General features: G+C 64.0%; 12 protein-coding genes. 7 read left to right on the forward strand and 5 right to left on the reverse strand.

The window, feature by feature from the left end; translation table 11 throughout:
• Positions 1-215 precede the first annotated feature (215 nt).
• Together NFJ07_RS08405 and NFJ07_RS08410 are read left to right on the forward strand one after the other, a co-directional pair.
• A complete protein-coding gene (locus tag NFJ07_RS08405; RefSeq protein WP_269993661.1) occupies positions 216-986 on the forward strand; it encodes a DeoR/GlpR family DNA-binding transcription regulator in 771 nt (256 codons plus the stop codon).
• On the forward strand, positions 983-2,176 hold the full coding sequence (locus NFJ07_RS08410; RefSeq protein WP_269993662.1) for an MFS transporter: 1,194 nt from the start codon (positions 983-985) through the stop codon (positions 2,174-2,176). The genes NFJ07_RS08405 and NFJ07_RS08410 overlap by 4 nt, the downstream gene beginning before the upstream one ends.
• Positions 2,177-2,254: 78 nt before the next feature.
• Here the strand turns inward: NFJ07_RS08410 and NFJ07_RS08415 are convergent, their stop codons facing one another.
• From NFJ07_RS08415 to NFJ07_RS08435, 5 genes are all read right to left on the reverse strand, one after another.
• Positions 2,255-2,668 carry a hypothetical protein gene (locus NFJ07_RS08415; protein WP_269993663.1) on the reverse strand — a complete coding sequence of 138 codons (414 nt, stop codon included), beginning with the start codon at positions 2,666-2,668 and terminating at the stop codon, positions 2,255-2,257.
• Positions 2,669-2,729: 61 nt separating this feature from the next.
• Positions 2,730-3,977, reverse strand: a complete 1,248-nt coding sequence (locus NFJ07_RS08420; protein WP_269993664.1) for an ABC transporter permease — start codon at positions 3,975-3,977, stop codon at positions 2,730-2,732.
• On the reverse strand, positions 3,974-4,702 hold the full coding sequence (locus NFJ07_RS08425) for an ABC transporter ATP-binding protein (RefSeq protein WP_269993665.1): 729 nt from the start codon (positions 4,700-4,702) through the stop codon (positions 3,974-3,976). The genes NFJ07_RS08420 and NFJ07_RS08425 overlap by 4 nt, the downstream gene beginning before the upstream one ends.
• A gap of 6 nt (positions 4,703-4,708) precedes the next feature.
• Positions 4,709-6,235 carry an efflux RND transporter periplasmic adaptor subunit gene (locus NFJ07_RS08430; RefSeq protein ID WP_269993666.1) on the reverse strand — a complete coding sequence of 509 codons (1,527 nt, stop codon included), beginning with the start codon at positions 6,233-6,235 and terminating at the stop codon, positions 4,709-4,711.
• A gap of 57 nt (positions 6,236-6,292) precedes the next feature.
• A complete protein-coding gene (locus tag NFJ07_RS08435; RefSeq protein WP_269993667.1) occupies positions 6,293-7,000 on the reverse strand; it encodes a phosphatase PAP2 family protein in 708 nt (235 codons plus the stop codon).
• Between the two features lie 37 nt (positions 7,001-7,037).
• Between NFJ07_RS08435 and NFJ07_RS08440 the strand changes: the two genes are divergently transcribed.
• From NFJ07_RS08440 to NFJ07_RS08460, 5 genes are all read left to right on the forward strand, one after another.
• A complete protein-coding gene (locus tag NFJ07_RS08440) occupies positions 7,038-8,534 on the forward strand; it encodes a bifunctional phosphatase PAP2/diacylglycerol kinase family protein (protein WP_269993668.1) in 1,497 nt (498 codons plus the stop codon).
• Positions 8,535-8,700: 166 nt separating this feature from the next.
• Entirely contained in the window at positions 8,701-9,699 is a 999-nt protein-coding gene (locus tag NFJ07_RS08445; protein ID WP_269993669.1) for an ABC transporter ATP-binding protein, read from the forward strand.
• A complete protein-coding gene (locus NFJ07_RS08450; protein WP_269993670.1) occupies positions 9,696-10,586 on the forward strand; it encodes an ABC transporter permease in 891 nt (296 codons plus the stop codon). The genes NFJ07_RS08445 and NFJ07_RS08450 overlap by 4 nt, the downstream gene beginning before the upstream one ends.
• 49 nt (positions 10,587-10,635) lie before the next feature.
• A complete protein-coding gene (locus NFJ07_RS08455) occupies positions 10,636-11,922 on the forward strand; it encodes a sensor histidine kinase (RefSeq protein ID WP_269993671.1) in 1,287 nt (428 codons plus the stop codon).
• Positions 11,919-12,614, forward strand: coding sequence for a response regulator (locus tag NFJ07_RS08460; protein WP_269993672.1), 696 nt, complete (start codon positions 11,919-11,921; stop codon positions 12,612-12,614). The genes NFJ07_RS08455 and NFJ07_RS08460 overlap by 4 nt, the downstream gene beginning before the upstream one ends.
• The last annotated feature ends 33 nt before the right edge of the window (positions 12,615-12,647 follow it).

Consider the following 12,647-nt stretch of genomic DNA (forward strand, 5'->3'; position numbering starts at 1 on the left):
TATCAACGGCCATCGCCGGCTCCTTCAATCAACAGGTAATGAATGACTCACAACCAGCTTGACGATGAGGGAGCGTCAGCTTGAAAGCCCTTATAAGTGAGCGAGCGTTAGCTTGAAACTCCTCATAAATGAGCGAGCGTCTGAGCTGCTCGGCCCAACGCGCCCATCTGATCACCAAAGGTGATTAGATGATCATTTCTGGATAGCATATGAGCATGAGGACTGCTGACCGCCACCGGCTTATTGGCGAGCTGCTGCGCAAGCGCGAAGAGATCACCGTTGACGAACTGGTTGCCGAATGCGGAGCATCGGGAGCCACCATTCGGCGCGACCTGGAAATCCTCGCTTCCCACGGTGTCCTGCGCCGGGTGCACGGCGGGGCCCGCAGCCTCGTGGCCCGCGGCGACAACCCCGGCTATGGGCAGCGCGAACTCGAGGACCAGGACGCGAAGGAGAGGATCGCCGTCGGCGTCGAACGGCTACTCCGCGACCGCGATCACGTGTGGCTGGACAGCGGTTCCACGGCAACGGAGATCGCGCGCCGGCTCGCGCAGCGGGAACTGACCATCATGCCGATGTCCCTTCGTGCGGTGGAGTTCCTGGCCACGGACCTTCCCTCTGGACGGCGTCCGGGTCTCTTGTTGCCCGGGGGCAGCCTGGTTCCCGGCGAGCAGTCCTTCCGGGGACCGATGGCAGAGGGCAACATCCGCTCACTGCGCTTTGACACCGCGATCGTCACGCCGTGCGCCATCAACCTCAAGGACGGCCTGCTGGCCCACGATCTCGAGGACGCCGCCATTAAGCGGGCAGGCTTGGAATCGGCCGGGCGGGTGATCGTGGCCTGCACGGGAAATAAATGGAATGCACAGGCCGTGGCCTTGGTTGCAGCCATGGACGCGGTAGACGTCATTGTGACTGACCGGAAGCCGAGCACTGAAGAACGCACCCTACTTGAAAATCTCTCCGTGGAAGTTGTGATCGTATGACCACCAGTACCCGAACCGCCCCGAACGTCAAAGCCGCGGCAATCGCCACTTTCCTGGTGTTCGGCATGAACGGGCTGGTTTTTGCCGGCTGGGCGGCACGGATACCCGCCGTCACCCAGACCCTGAACCTGACGTCCGGACAGATGGGCACCCTCCTGCTGTGCACCGCCGTCGGGTCCCTTGTGGCGCTGCCATCCGCGGGATGGATTGTCGGCAGGATCGGCACGGCCAATACCGTCCGCGCCGCCGGGCTGCTAGCCGCCTCGGCCGGAGCGGCTATCGCCTTCTCCTTGATGGCCGGCTCCGTGGCCGCCACAGCAGTGGCGCTCTTTTTCTTCGGTGTGGGGGTCGGCCTGTGGGATGTGTCGCAGAATATCGAAGGGGCCGACGTCGAACACCGGCTCGGGCGCACCGTCATGCCGCAGTTCCACGCCGCTTTCAGCGGGGGCGCCTTTGTGGGTGCGCTGATTGGCGCGTGGCTTTCCCAGGTCGGCGTCGGCCTTCCGGAGCACCTGCTGGTCATTGCCGGCGTCGTGGTTCTCCTCACCTTGACGGCGCCGCGTTACTTCTTGTCCCACGAAACTACGGGAATGGCGTCCGACGGCGGCGCGCCCGCTGTCAAGGGTCCCTCGGCGTGGCGGGACTCCCGCACCCTGTTGATCGGCGTGGTGGTACTCGGCGCAACCCTCACGGAAGGCGCCGGAAACGATTGGATCGCCAAGGCCTCGGTGGATGGCCTGAATACTAGCGAGTCGACGGGCGCTCTCTTGTTTGCGCTCTTCGTGGCCGCGATGACCCTGATGCGTTTCGTTGGCGGCCGCGCGATCGACAGGTTCGGACGTGTAGCCGTGCTGCGGGTCAGCATGGCTGCCGCGGCAGTGGGCCTGGCGCTCTTCGTCTTCGCGGACAACCTCATCCTTGCGGCTGTGGGCGCGGCTCTTTGGGGTATCGGGGCAGCCTTGGCCTTCCCCATGGGCATGTCCGCTGCTGCCGATGATCCGAAACACGCAGCCGCACGCGTCTCAGTGGTCTCGACCATTGGTTATGTGGCGTTTCTTGCCGGCCCGCCGCTTCTGGGATACCTGGGCGACCACACCGGCATCCACATGGCCCTGCTTGCCATCGGGGCGCCGATCCTGATTGCCCTGTGGCTGGCCGGCGCCGCGAAACCTTTGGTGAAAAGCAACTGACCCGCAGTTGTTGTCGTTATGACGCGCTTTAACGACAACAACTGCGAGTTAGTTGGGTGTGGCTACGACGACGGGTGGTTACGGCGCCGAGGTGGCCGGTGCCGACGGAACAGCGCTCGGCGATGCCCCGTTGGTGGGAGCGCCGCTCTGCCGGTTCCGGCCTTGGCCGCCCTGGCCGTTGAAGTTCTGGAACTGGCCTCGGCCGGGACGGGCCTGGCCCGCGTCCATTGCCTTAGTGACTCCGACGCCCGCAAAGAACCCGACGGCAACCAGCAGCACGGCAAGGAGGATCTGCGTCAGGCGACCCATCTTGAAGCGCTTCTTGGGCACGAACGGCTCCGGCGCCTGGGGTTGGCCCCAACCCTGTCCGGTGGGCTCCTGGCCAGTGGCTTGCAGGACCGCGGTCGGCTGTCCGGCGTAGGGCTGTTGGGTGTAGGGCTGCTGGGGCTCCGGCTGGTTCATGGGACCGGGCTCCGGTGCTGAATAGGACATTTGTGGATCTCCTGTTGACTGTTTCTTCTTTTACGTTGCTGGGGAGTGGAGCTGTTGGCGGCTATTCGTACCGCAGGGCGTCGATCGGCCGTAGTTTCGCCGCCTTGTTGGCCGGGTAGATTCCGAAGACCAGGCCGATCGCCGCGGATACCAGGAACGACAGCCACACGGTCCACCACTGGACTTCGGGTTGCGTTCCTAGCAGGGGGAAGGCGCTGCCGATGTAGCCCGCGGCAATGCCCAGCACCCCGCCGATCAGCGAAATGATGAGCGATTCGATCAGGAACTGGCTCACGATGCTGCCCCGCGAGGCTCCTATCGCCTTGCGGATGCCGATTTCGCGCGTACGTTCGGTAACCGTGACAAGCATGATGTTCATGACGCCGATTCCGCCTACCAGGAGCGAAATACCGGCCACGGCGCCCAACAGGACGGTCAGCGTGGCCGTGGTGGTGGTGGCCGTCGTGAGGATCTGCGCTTGGTTCCGCACTTGATAGTCACGGTTGGCGGAGGTGACATTGTGCCTGGCATCGAGGATCATCTGAACCTCGTTCTGGGCCTGGTTCATCACGTCCGCTGATTTGGCCTGGACGGTGATGGAGGCGAGGGACGGCGAGTATCCGGTGAACTTGTCCTGGGCTGCACTGTAAGGGATCACCACAATGTCATCCGGGTCGTTGAGGCCCGAGGACCCCTTTTGAGCCAGGACGCCGGAGACCACGAAGTTCTGCCCGTTGAGGGCGATCGTCTGCCCCACGGCCGAGGTCACCGAGCTGCCCACCAGGTCCTGCGCCACGGTATTGCCGATCACGGCCACCGCGGTGCCGCTGCTGGCGTCACCGTCGCTGAAGTAGGACCCCGCCGCGAGCGTGTCGTTCGAAATGGAAAAGTACGACGGCGTGGTCCCCACGAATGTTGCGACCGCGTGGGTTGCGTCCTGGTAAGTACCCGTGACGTTCTGTGCCGTGACCACCGGCGCCGTTGCGGCGACGTCGGGGGCCATGACGGGATCGGTCAGCGCGGCCATGTCCTGGAGCGTGAGGTTTGTGCCACGGGACCGCGGACCGGTGACGGCTTGTCCGCCGCCTGCGGCGCGGCCTCCCGCCGTCGTCTGGCGGCTCACGGTAAGCACGTTGGTTCCCAGTTTGCCGATCTGGGACTTGATGGCGTTGGAGGTTCCGGCGCCTACGGCCAGCAGGATGATGACGGATGCGATGCCGATCAGGATGCCCAGGGTGGTGAGGATGGAGCGCATCTTGTTGGCCATCACCCCAGTCAGGGCGAAGCGGACGGATTCGGCGATCATCATGCTGGCACCGCCGTCGCTACCGGGTGCGCATGAACGCTGCGGATCCTGTGGTCCTCAATGATGTGCCCGTCCTGGAATCGCACTACGCGGTTGGCCCGCGCCGCGACGTCCGCCTCGTGGGTGATCATCACGATGGTCCGGCCGTTGGCGTGCAACGACTCGAACAGATCCAGGATCTCGTGCGAGGACTTGGTGTCCAAGGCTCCGGTCGGCTCGTCGGCCAGCAGCAGCACCGGGTTGGTCACGAGTGCCCGGGCGATTGCAACGCGCTGTTGCTGTCCGCCGGAGAGCTGTGAAGGCTTGTGGTCGGCCCGTTCCGCCAAACCCACTGACCCGAGCACTTCCAAGGCCCGCTCACGCCGTTCTTTGCGGTGCACTTTTGCGTAAGCGAGCGGCATGGAGACGTTGTCCACGGCCCGCGTGCGCGGTATCAGATTGAAGTTCTGGAAGACGAAGCCGATTTTCCGGTTGCGGATCTGCGCGAGCTGGAATTCGTCCAGGGTCCCGGTATCGATGCCGTCCAGATGATAAGTCCCCTGGGTGGCGCCGTCGAGGCAGCCGATGATGTTCATCATGGTGGACTTTCCGGAGCCCGAGGCGCCGATGATGGCCACGAAGTCGCCCCGGTCAATGGAGATGCTGACGGAATCCAGCGCCCGTACTTCGGCCTCCCCTTTGCCATAGATCTTGCTCACGGAGTCCAGTTGGATGACAGCGTCGTTCACGGCTGCTTACCCGCCATTTCCACGGGTGCCACCGGTGCCGCCTGTAACTCCGGCGCCTCCGGTTCCACCAAATCCACCCGTGCCGCCGAAGCCGCCTGCCCCGGTTCGTCCAGTGGTGCCGGTGGTGTCCAAGGTGGAGGAGATGGTCGGGAGTTCAATCTGATCCCCCGCGCTGAGTCCGGTGAGCACCTGGGTGCGTCCGTTGTCCGTGATCCCGGTGGTGATGGTCACCGCCGTCGAGGTCCCGTTCTTCATGACGTTGACGGTCTGCTTGGTTCCGGTGGTGGTGATGGCCAGCGAAGGCACAGCCAAAGCGTTCTTGGCAGTCGCCGTGGTCACTGAGATGTTTGCGCTCTGGCCAAGACGGAGGTCAGCCGGGGGGTTCTTGATGGAGATCGTCACGGGGTAGCTGACCACGTTGTTAGTGGTTGTGGCGTTCTGGGCGATCGCCGTGATGGTACCGGTGACGGGTGCCGCGGAGGGGTCGGTCTTGAGTGCCGGGAAGGTGAAGGTGGCTGAGTCGCCGGTCTTCATGGCGGCAATGTCCGATTCGGCGAAGTTGGCAATGACTTGCAGGTGCGCGGTGTCGCTGATGGTGATCAGACCGGAGGACGATGTGCTCGCGGCGCTTGTGGAAGCGCTGCCGGAAGAGCCGGAACCCGAGGACCCGGAAGCGGATGAGCCGGAGCTGCTGCCGGCGTTTCCGCCGACGACGGCGTTCACGGCGGTGACGGTACCCGAAACCGGCGCGGCGAGGGAGCAGGACGCCAGGTTCTTGGTCGCAGTGTCCACCGCGATCTGGGCAGAGGTCGTGTTGGACGTCGCGCCGCCACCGCTTTGGGCGGAGTTGAGGGCCGTCGCAGCCGAGGCGAGTTGCTCTTTGTCCTTGAGGGCCGAGCTGGCTTGCTGGTTGGCCGCCTGGGTCAGTGCTTGGTTGTCCTTTGCCAACTGGGCCTGAGCCGCGTTGAGGGCGTTCTGGGCCGGTTGGCTGGTGGGCTGGGCGCTGGCGGCGGTCTGAGCTGTAGCGACAGTGGCATTGTCATTGTTCACGGCCGTCTGCGCTGCGGCCACTGCGCTGGCCTGCTGGCTCGCGTCCAGATTGGCCGTCTGCTGGGCGTTGGCCAGGCTCTGGTTTGCCGAGGCTACCTGGTTGCTTGCAGAAGCCTGCTGCTGGTTTGCCTGTGCCGCAGCCGAATCCAACTGGGCCTGCGCAACGGCAAGGGCGTTCTGGGCGTTTGTCGGATCAATCGTGACCAACACTTGCCCGGCCGTGACTTGTTGGCCCGTGACCGCAGAGACCGAGGCGATCGGCCCGGTGCAGTTCTGCGCGTTGATGACGGTGGTGCTCGCGGGCGAGACGTTTCCGCTCGCGGTAGACACGGCGGTGAGGTCCGCCGCGCTGACCGCAACGGTACGGGCTGTGGTGTCGGAGGCTGTTTGCGGCACGCCGTTCATCACGAAGAAGGCGCCGGCGGCAATGCCTAGAACGGCCACCCCGATGCCGCTGTTGATGAGTTGAGGTTTTGTAAGCATGCCCGAAGACTATGGTCGGTCTCTTGGAGAAGACCGAGTGCTACCTGATGGTTTACCCTACGTGACGCCCTGCCCAGCGTGGCGCTTGCGCCGCGCGACCCTCGATTTCCAGTCGAGGGCACGGCGTGCGTCTATATTCTCCTCGATGCATATCTTCTGGGATGCCAGCCATAGGAGGAGCACGACGCCGGACGCCAAGCAGGCCCCACCCACCACATCCGTGAGCCAATGGGCAGCCAAATAGATCCGGCTGATCATCATGGCCAGCATTCCGCCGATCGCGAGGAGCCACGCCCAGCCACGTCCGATCAAGAGTGCCACCACCAGAACGAAAGCCGTGGTGGCCGATACGTGCCCCGAGGGGTATGAATAGGTGTCCGTGGCGACATGCGCATTGAGAGGGCGCGGCCGGTGAATGATCCATTTGAGTAGTTGGGTCAGCAACATCACGGTCAGTCCTGCAACGGCGGAGAATGCGGCCGAAAGGGGTCTTCTGCGAAACAACAACGCCGAGGCCAGCAGGATGTGGAAGATCAGCATTCCTGTGTAGCCGGTCCAGTTGAGGACGAGGTTCACGCCGTCCCAGAACGGTGAGTGGAGGGTCGCCGCGAACCCGTACCAGGCATCGTCCAGGCCTTGGAACGGCGGGTTCCGATCCCCTTCAAGCAGGATGCCGCCCAGGAGCACGGCGACGGCGAGCAGCACGGTCGAGATGACCATTGTGCGTCCCTGGTCGAGCTTGCGGGGGAGAATGACCCTCACCATCCCCACATCCTAACCAGCCCGCCGATAGTCTGGTGGGATGCTAAGCATGCTGCGATGGGGGCCAGGGCGGGTAGCCCGACTCGATAGGGCAGCGGTCCGAGCGGTCTCCCGGTGGCCGGAGGGTCCGCATGACGCGGTTTTGAAAAACCTCTCGGAGGCCGCCACCAATGGCAAGCTCTGGTTTGCCATTGCTGGCGTTTGCGCGGCATTTCCCGGTAAGCCCAGGAACTCGGCTATCCACGGACTCCTGGCCCTTGGCGTTGCGTCGGCCGTCACCAATCTCGGTTTCAAGACGCTTCTTCCGCGGACGCGGCCATTGCCCGAGCTCCTTCCGGCTTTCCGCTTTGTCAACCCGCAGCCCACAAGCTCCTCGATGCCGTCCGGCCATTCGGCGTCTGCTGTTGCATTCACCCTCGGCGTCGCGCTGGTGAATCCTCGTCTTGGCGTATTTTTGGCTCCGGTTGCGGCGGGTGTGGCGTATTCCCGGGTTCATACGGGCGCCCACTGGCCCTCCGACGTGGTGCTCGGCTCGGCGATCGGCGTTGGAGCGGCCCTGCTCACGCGAAAATGGTGGCCGGTCCGGCCTCCAGTTCCGGCCACGGACCGTTCACCGGCCGACGCGCCCGCAGTCGGCGACGGCGAGGGGCTGAGCATTGCGGTCAACTCTCTTGGCGGTTCCTACTCGCCGGAGACCGCGACGCAGCTTCGAGATATATTCCCCAAGGCGCATATTAGCATGATTTCCGAAGGCGATGATGTGGTTGCCGAAATCCAGGCCGCAGCAAGGAGACCCGGGACGAAGGCCTTGGGCGTGTGGGGTGGCGACGGAACCGTCGGCACTGCCGCGGCGGCCGCCGTCGAGCACGACCTGCCCTTGCTGGTGTTGCCGGGCGGAACGCTCAACCACTTCGCACGTGACGTGGACGCCCGATCCCTGGAAGGGGCCCTCAAAGCCGCCAAGACGGGAGCAGCAGCGTGGACGGACCTGGGTCATGTGAGCGCGGGCCGCGGCGTCGAGGGCAAGGACGAGACCGCTGAGCTCATCATGCTCAATACGGCAAGCATCGGTGTCTACCCCAACCTGGTGCGGCGCCGCGAACGGCTGCAGCCTGCCATGGGGAAACCTCTTGCGGGGCTTGTTGCGGGACTGCGTACCTTCGGGGCCGCAACCCCCACCACTCTCCTGATCAACGGAGTGCGCCACAAGCTGTGGATCCTCTATATAGGCCGCGGGCGCTACTACCCGCGGGATCTGGCGCCATTGACGCGGCCCGTGCTTGACGACGGGGTGCTGGACATCCGCATGGTCACGGCCGATGAGCCCTTTGCACGGCTGCGTCTGCTGTGGGCGGTCCTCACTGGAACCGTGGGCACATCCAAGGTGACCCATCTCAGTGAGGCGGCGGAGGTCAGCATCGAGGCGTCCGGCGAACCGCTCGTGATAGCGGTCGACGGCGAGCCGTTGCCTGGTGTGCGGACCGCGGAGTTCACCGTGAAGCGCCGGGCGCTGCGGGTGTATTCCCCGCTTTCCTAGTGCTTTCCTTGTGCCGGGGAAGCCTTGGCCGCGGCCGGCATCATCCATAGGGACTACCCTGACCGGCCCCTGAATCATCCCTGAGACCGGCGAATTCCGCTGTGTCGGTGGCTAGCGTTGTAGCTACAGTCACCACATAGCTGCAGCAAGCGGAGGGAACGCTTCCATGATTGAGGCAACAGGCTTGAGGAAGGTCTACGGCGCAAAGACAGCCGTGGACGGAATCAGCTTCACCGTACAGCCCGGGAAAGTCACGGGCTTCCTTGGCCCGAACGGCGCCGGCAAGTCCACCACCATGCGTATGATCATGGGTCTCGACCGCCCGACGTCGGGCGACGTCATCGTCAACGGCCGGCATTACTCCCAGCACAAAGCCCCGCTCCACGAAGTGGGAGCGCTGCTCGATGCCAAGGCGGTGCACACCAGCCGCAGCGCGTACAACCACCTGCGCGCCATGGCCGCAACCCACGGGATTCCGAACTCGCGCGTTGAGGAAGTCATCGAGATGACGGGCCTCACCGCCGTTGCCAAGAAGAAGGCCGGAGGGTTCTCCCTCGGCATAGGCCAGCGGCTTGGCATCGCCAACGCACTGCTGGGTGATCCCCAGACGCTCATCCTCGACGAACCGGTCAACGGACTGGATCCCGAGGGCGTCCAGTGGGTCAGGAACCTTGCACGCTACCTGGCAAGCCAGGGCAAGACCATCTTCATTTCCAGCCACCTCATGTCCGAGATGGCCCAGACCGCGGACCACCTCATTGTGATCGGTCGCGGCAGGATCATTGCCGACACCACGGTGGATGCGCTGATTGAGAGCCAGAGCCGCAAGCGCACTTTGGTCCGTACCTCGGAAACCACGCGCTTGTCCGAGTTGCTGGCCCGCGACGGCGTCCGGGTGGAGCAGAACGAACGTGAAACCCTGGAAGTGTACGGAGTGGAGCCGCTCCGCATCGCCGAGCTCGCCCTCGACAACCGGGTACTGGTTTACGAGCTCACTCCGCTCACGTCGTCGCTGGAAGAGGCCTATTTCCAGCTGACCAAGGACGAAGTGGAATACCACTCGCACATCACCGGCGGACCGGCAGCAACAGGCGGGCCTCTGGACGGAAGCCCCGCCGGCGTCGGCGCCACATCCGCTGCCACTATGGAAGGGATCCAGTCATGAGCACCACCACCATCAGCAAGAAACATGCGGTCCCGTCAGCCGGGACCGGTGGCGTCACTTTCCTCCGGATACTGAACTCCGAATCCATCAAGTTCCGCACCCTCATGAGCACCAAGCTCCTGCTGGTCGTGACCTTCGTGGCCATTGTCGGCATCGGCTTCCTGTCCGCCCTGGTCCGCTGGAACTTCATCAACCAGATGGTCGAAGTCGGCCGGCAGGGTCATAAGGAATCGGTGCAGCAAGCTGTAGCCTCCTTCCCGCCAGGTTCGGGATTCGATCTTTACAACCTGCCGAACGCCGGACTCAACATCGGCATCCTCGTCATGGGTTCCCTGGCTGTACTCTTCATTGCCTCCGAGTACGCCACCGGCATGATCCGGTCAACCATGAACGCGGGGCCGGGCCGGCTCTCCACCTTCGGTGCCAAAGCCGTGGTCCTGGTTGTGGTCTCCTACGTCCTTTCGGTAGTGGCCGGCATCGTAACGTTCCTGCTGGCGTCTCCCATGTTCGCCAACTTCGGTCTTGACCTCGGATGGAACACGGATGGTGTCCTCTACAGCGTCTTTACCGGCGGCCTGTACGTCTCCGGGGTCGCGCTGATCGGCCTCTCGCTTGGAACAATGCTGAAGAACCCGGCCGGCGGCATCACCGTCCTGGTGGGCATCATGTTCGTCCTCCCGTTCGCCGGCCAGTTCCTCGGCTTCGCACCGGGAGACTTCTGGAAGTACGTCCCCCAGTACTTGCCCAGTGAGGCCGGCGGCCGCTTCTTGTCGATCGGCCACGTGGACGGCACCCTCGATTCATGGGCGGGCGGCCTCGTGTTCCTTGGCTACGTCATCTTGTTCATGATTCCTGCCCTCATTGTGCTCAAGAAGCGCGACGTCTGATTCGCAATCCAGGGACACCCACTCCGGGCAAGGCCACTAGGCTCAAGCCATGAGCGAAGAGTTGCCAGCACAGGACGCGTCGGCCCACGTGGCCGACGCGTCCTTTGCTGAAATCACGCTGCGCCGCCGCGGCAGGATCCGCCGCTATCTCTTTCAGCACCCGCGGGTCACGGTCGCGGTGGTGGTGCTTTGTTATTCACTGCTGGCACTGACCACGTTCATCAGCTCCATCGTGGATGGCAAGTGGTTCGCCGCCCTGCTGCTCGTCGCCATTGCCGCCATCCTGTTCCTTCGACGCCGCAATCCGCTCAGTGTCACTGCGGCCGTTGCGGTCCTCGAAGTGGCCGTGACGCTGCTGAATCCGTGGGGTTCGAACGTCTCCGCGGGATTGTGGTTTGCGCTGTACGCGGTGGCCGTGGCGAGGACCCGTACCTTCGCGCTGACTGTGTTCGGGGCGGCAAGCCTGCCGCTGACCCTCGTGTATCTCTTCATGTGGACCAGCCCGGTGACCCCGTCCAGCGGAGAGGCGATTCCGGAGAATTTCCATCTCATCAGCAACATCGCCGCCGCGGTCAGCATTTTGTTGTCCAACCTGATTGCCACCGGCATCGGCATTTCGGTGCGGCAGCGGCGCGAGCACGAGAATGAAATCAGGGCCTGGGCGGCCCGCACGGCCCGCTTGGGTTCTGTTACCGAACGCAACCGGATCGCCCGGGAGATGCACGACGTCGTGGCCCATTCCCTGACGGTCATGATCAGCCTCTCGGACGGCGCCGCCGTCGTGGTCAAGAAGGATCCGGAGCGCGCGGGTGAGGTGCTTGGCGAACTCTCCCGCACTGGCAGGACCGCGCTGGCCGACATGCGCCGCGTCCTCGGCGTATTGCGGGACGACTCCGCCCGCCCGGCACCTTTGGAGCCCTTGGTTTCCGGGCACGACCTGAGCAAGCTGCTGGATGGATTCCGGACGGCGGGGCTGCCGCTGCACTATTCGCACACGGGGCCGGCCCTTCCCGAAGACCCGGCGTTCCAGCTCACCGTCTACCGGATCGTGCAGGAATCCCTGACCAACGTGCTCAGGTACGGGCGCTCCTTGAGTCAAGTGGAGGTGCGGATCGTGAGGGACAGTGACTCGGTCACCATAGAAGTGCTCGACGACGGCCGGGGCTCCCGGGATCCGGGAACCGAAGAGGCGGCCTTGGGAACGGGCCAGGGCATCGCGGGGATGCATGAACGTGCGGGAATTTATGCTGGAACCGTGAATGCCGGTCCTGGTATACACGGCGGGTGGCGTGTCCATGCGGAGCTGAATTGGAATGGCGACAAGGGGAAATCATGACTGACAACGCTCCCATCAGGGTTCTGCTGGTGGACGACCAGCCCCTGCTGCGCATGGGATTTCGACTCATCCTGGAAGGGGAAGAGGACCTCGCGGTGGTGGGCGAAGCCTCGGACGGAGCCGAAGCCGTGAGGAAGGTCGAGGAACTGGAACCGGACGTGGTGCTCATGGACGTCCGGATGCCTGCGATGGATGGAATCGAAGCCACACGGCAGATCACCGCCTCGGCATCCAACGCCAGGATCATCATCCTGACAACTTTCGACCTCGATGAATATGCCTTCTCCGGCCTGCAGGCAGGGGCCTCCGCCTTCCTGCTCAAGGATGTTGCGCCTGCCGAGTTGGTCCAGGGCGTCCGGCTTGTGGCCAGCGGCGACGCAGTGGTCGCTCCGAGGGTCACCCAGCGGCTCCTGGAGACCTACGTCCGCGGAGGCCGCGTGCCAGGCCAGGCAATAGCCCAGCCCCGCGATCCATTGCTCGAAGAACTGACGCCCCGCGAAACCGAGATGCTGGAGGCTATCGCCGGAGGGCTGTCCAACGCGGAAATCGCCCACAAGTTCTTCCTGTCCGAGGCCACGGTCAAGACCCACGTCCGGCGCATCCTCAACAAGCTGCACCTGAGGGACCGGGTCCAAGTGGTGGTCTACGCGTACGAAACAGGACTCGTGATCCCGAGCAACCCGGACTACTAGTGACGCGGATACTGCCTGGCCGGCAAATCCGCG

The organism is Arthrobacter sp. B2a2-09 (assembly GCF_027587375.1).
Classification (GTDB): domain Bacteria; phylum Actinomycetota; class Actinomycetes; order Actinomycetales; family Micrococcaceae; genus Arthrobacter.

Excerpts from the sequence above, each read along its gene's own strand:
- NFJ07_RS08460 (WP_269993672.1), top strand. The coding sequence starts at position 11,919 with ATGACTGACAACGCTCCCATCAGGGTTCTGCTGGTGGACGACCAGCCC.
- NFJ07_RS08440 (WP_269993668.1), top strand. The coding sequence starts at position 7,038 with ATGCTAAGCATGCTGCGATGGGGGCCAGGGCGGGTAGCCCGACTCGAT.
- NFJ07_RS08420 (WP_269993664.1), bottom strand. The coding sequence starts at position 3,977 with ATGATGATCGCCGAATCCGTCCGCTTCGCCCTGACTGGGGTGATGGCC.
- NFJ07_RS08410 (WP_269993662.1), top strand. The coding sequence starts at position 983 with ATGACCACCAGTACCCGAACCGCCCCGAACGTCAAAGCCGCGGCAATC.
- NFJ07_RS08405 (WP_269993661.1), top strand. The coding sequence starts at position 216 with ATGAGGACTGCTGACCGCCACCGGCTTATTGGCGAGCTGCTGCGCAAG.
- NFJ07_RS08435 (WP_269993667.1), bottom strand. The coding sequence starts at position 7,000 with ATGGTGAGGGTCATTCTCCCCCGCAAGCTCGACCAGGGACGCACAATG.
- NFJ07_RS08415 (WP_269993663.1), bottom strand. The coding sequence starts at position 2,668 with ATGTCCTATTCAGCACCGGAGCCCGGTCCCATGAACCAGCCGGAGCCC.
- NFJ07_RS08455 (WP_269993671.1), top strand. The coding sequence starts at position 10,636 with ATGAGCGAAGAGTTGCCAGCACAGGACGCGTCGGCCCACGTGGCCGAC.
- NFJ07_RS08445 (WP_269993669.1), top strand. The coding sequence starts at position 8,701 with ATGATTGAGGCAACAGGCTTGAGGAAGGTCTACGGCGCAAAGACAGCC.
- NFJ07_RS08450 (WP_269993670.1), top strand. The coding sequence starts at position 9,696 with ATGAGCACCACCACCATCAGCAAGAAACATGCGGTCCCGTCAGCCGGG.
- NFJ07_RS08430 (WP_269993666.1), bottom strand. The coding sequence starts at position 6,235 with ATGCTTACAAAACCTCAACTCATCAACAGCGGCATCGGGGTGGCCGTT.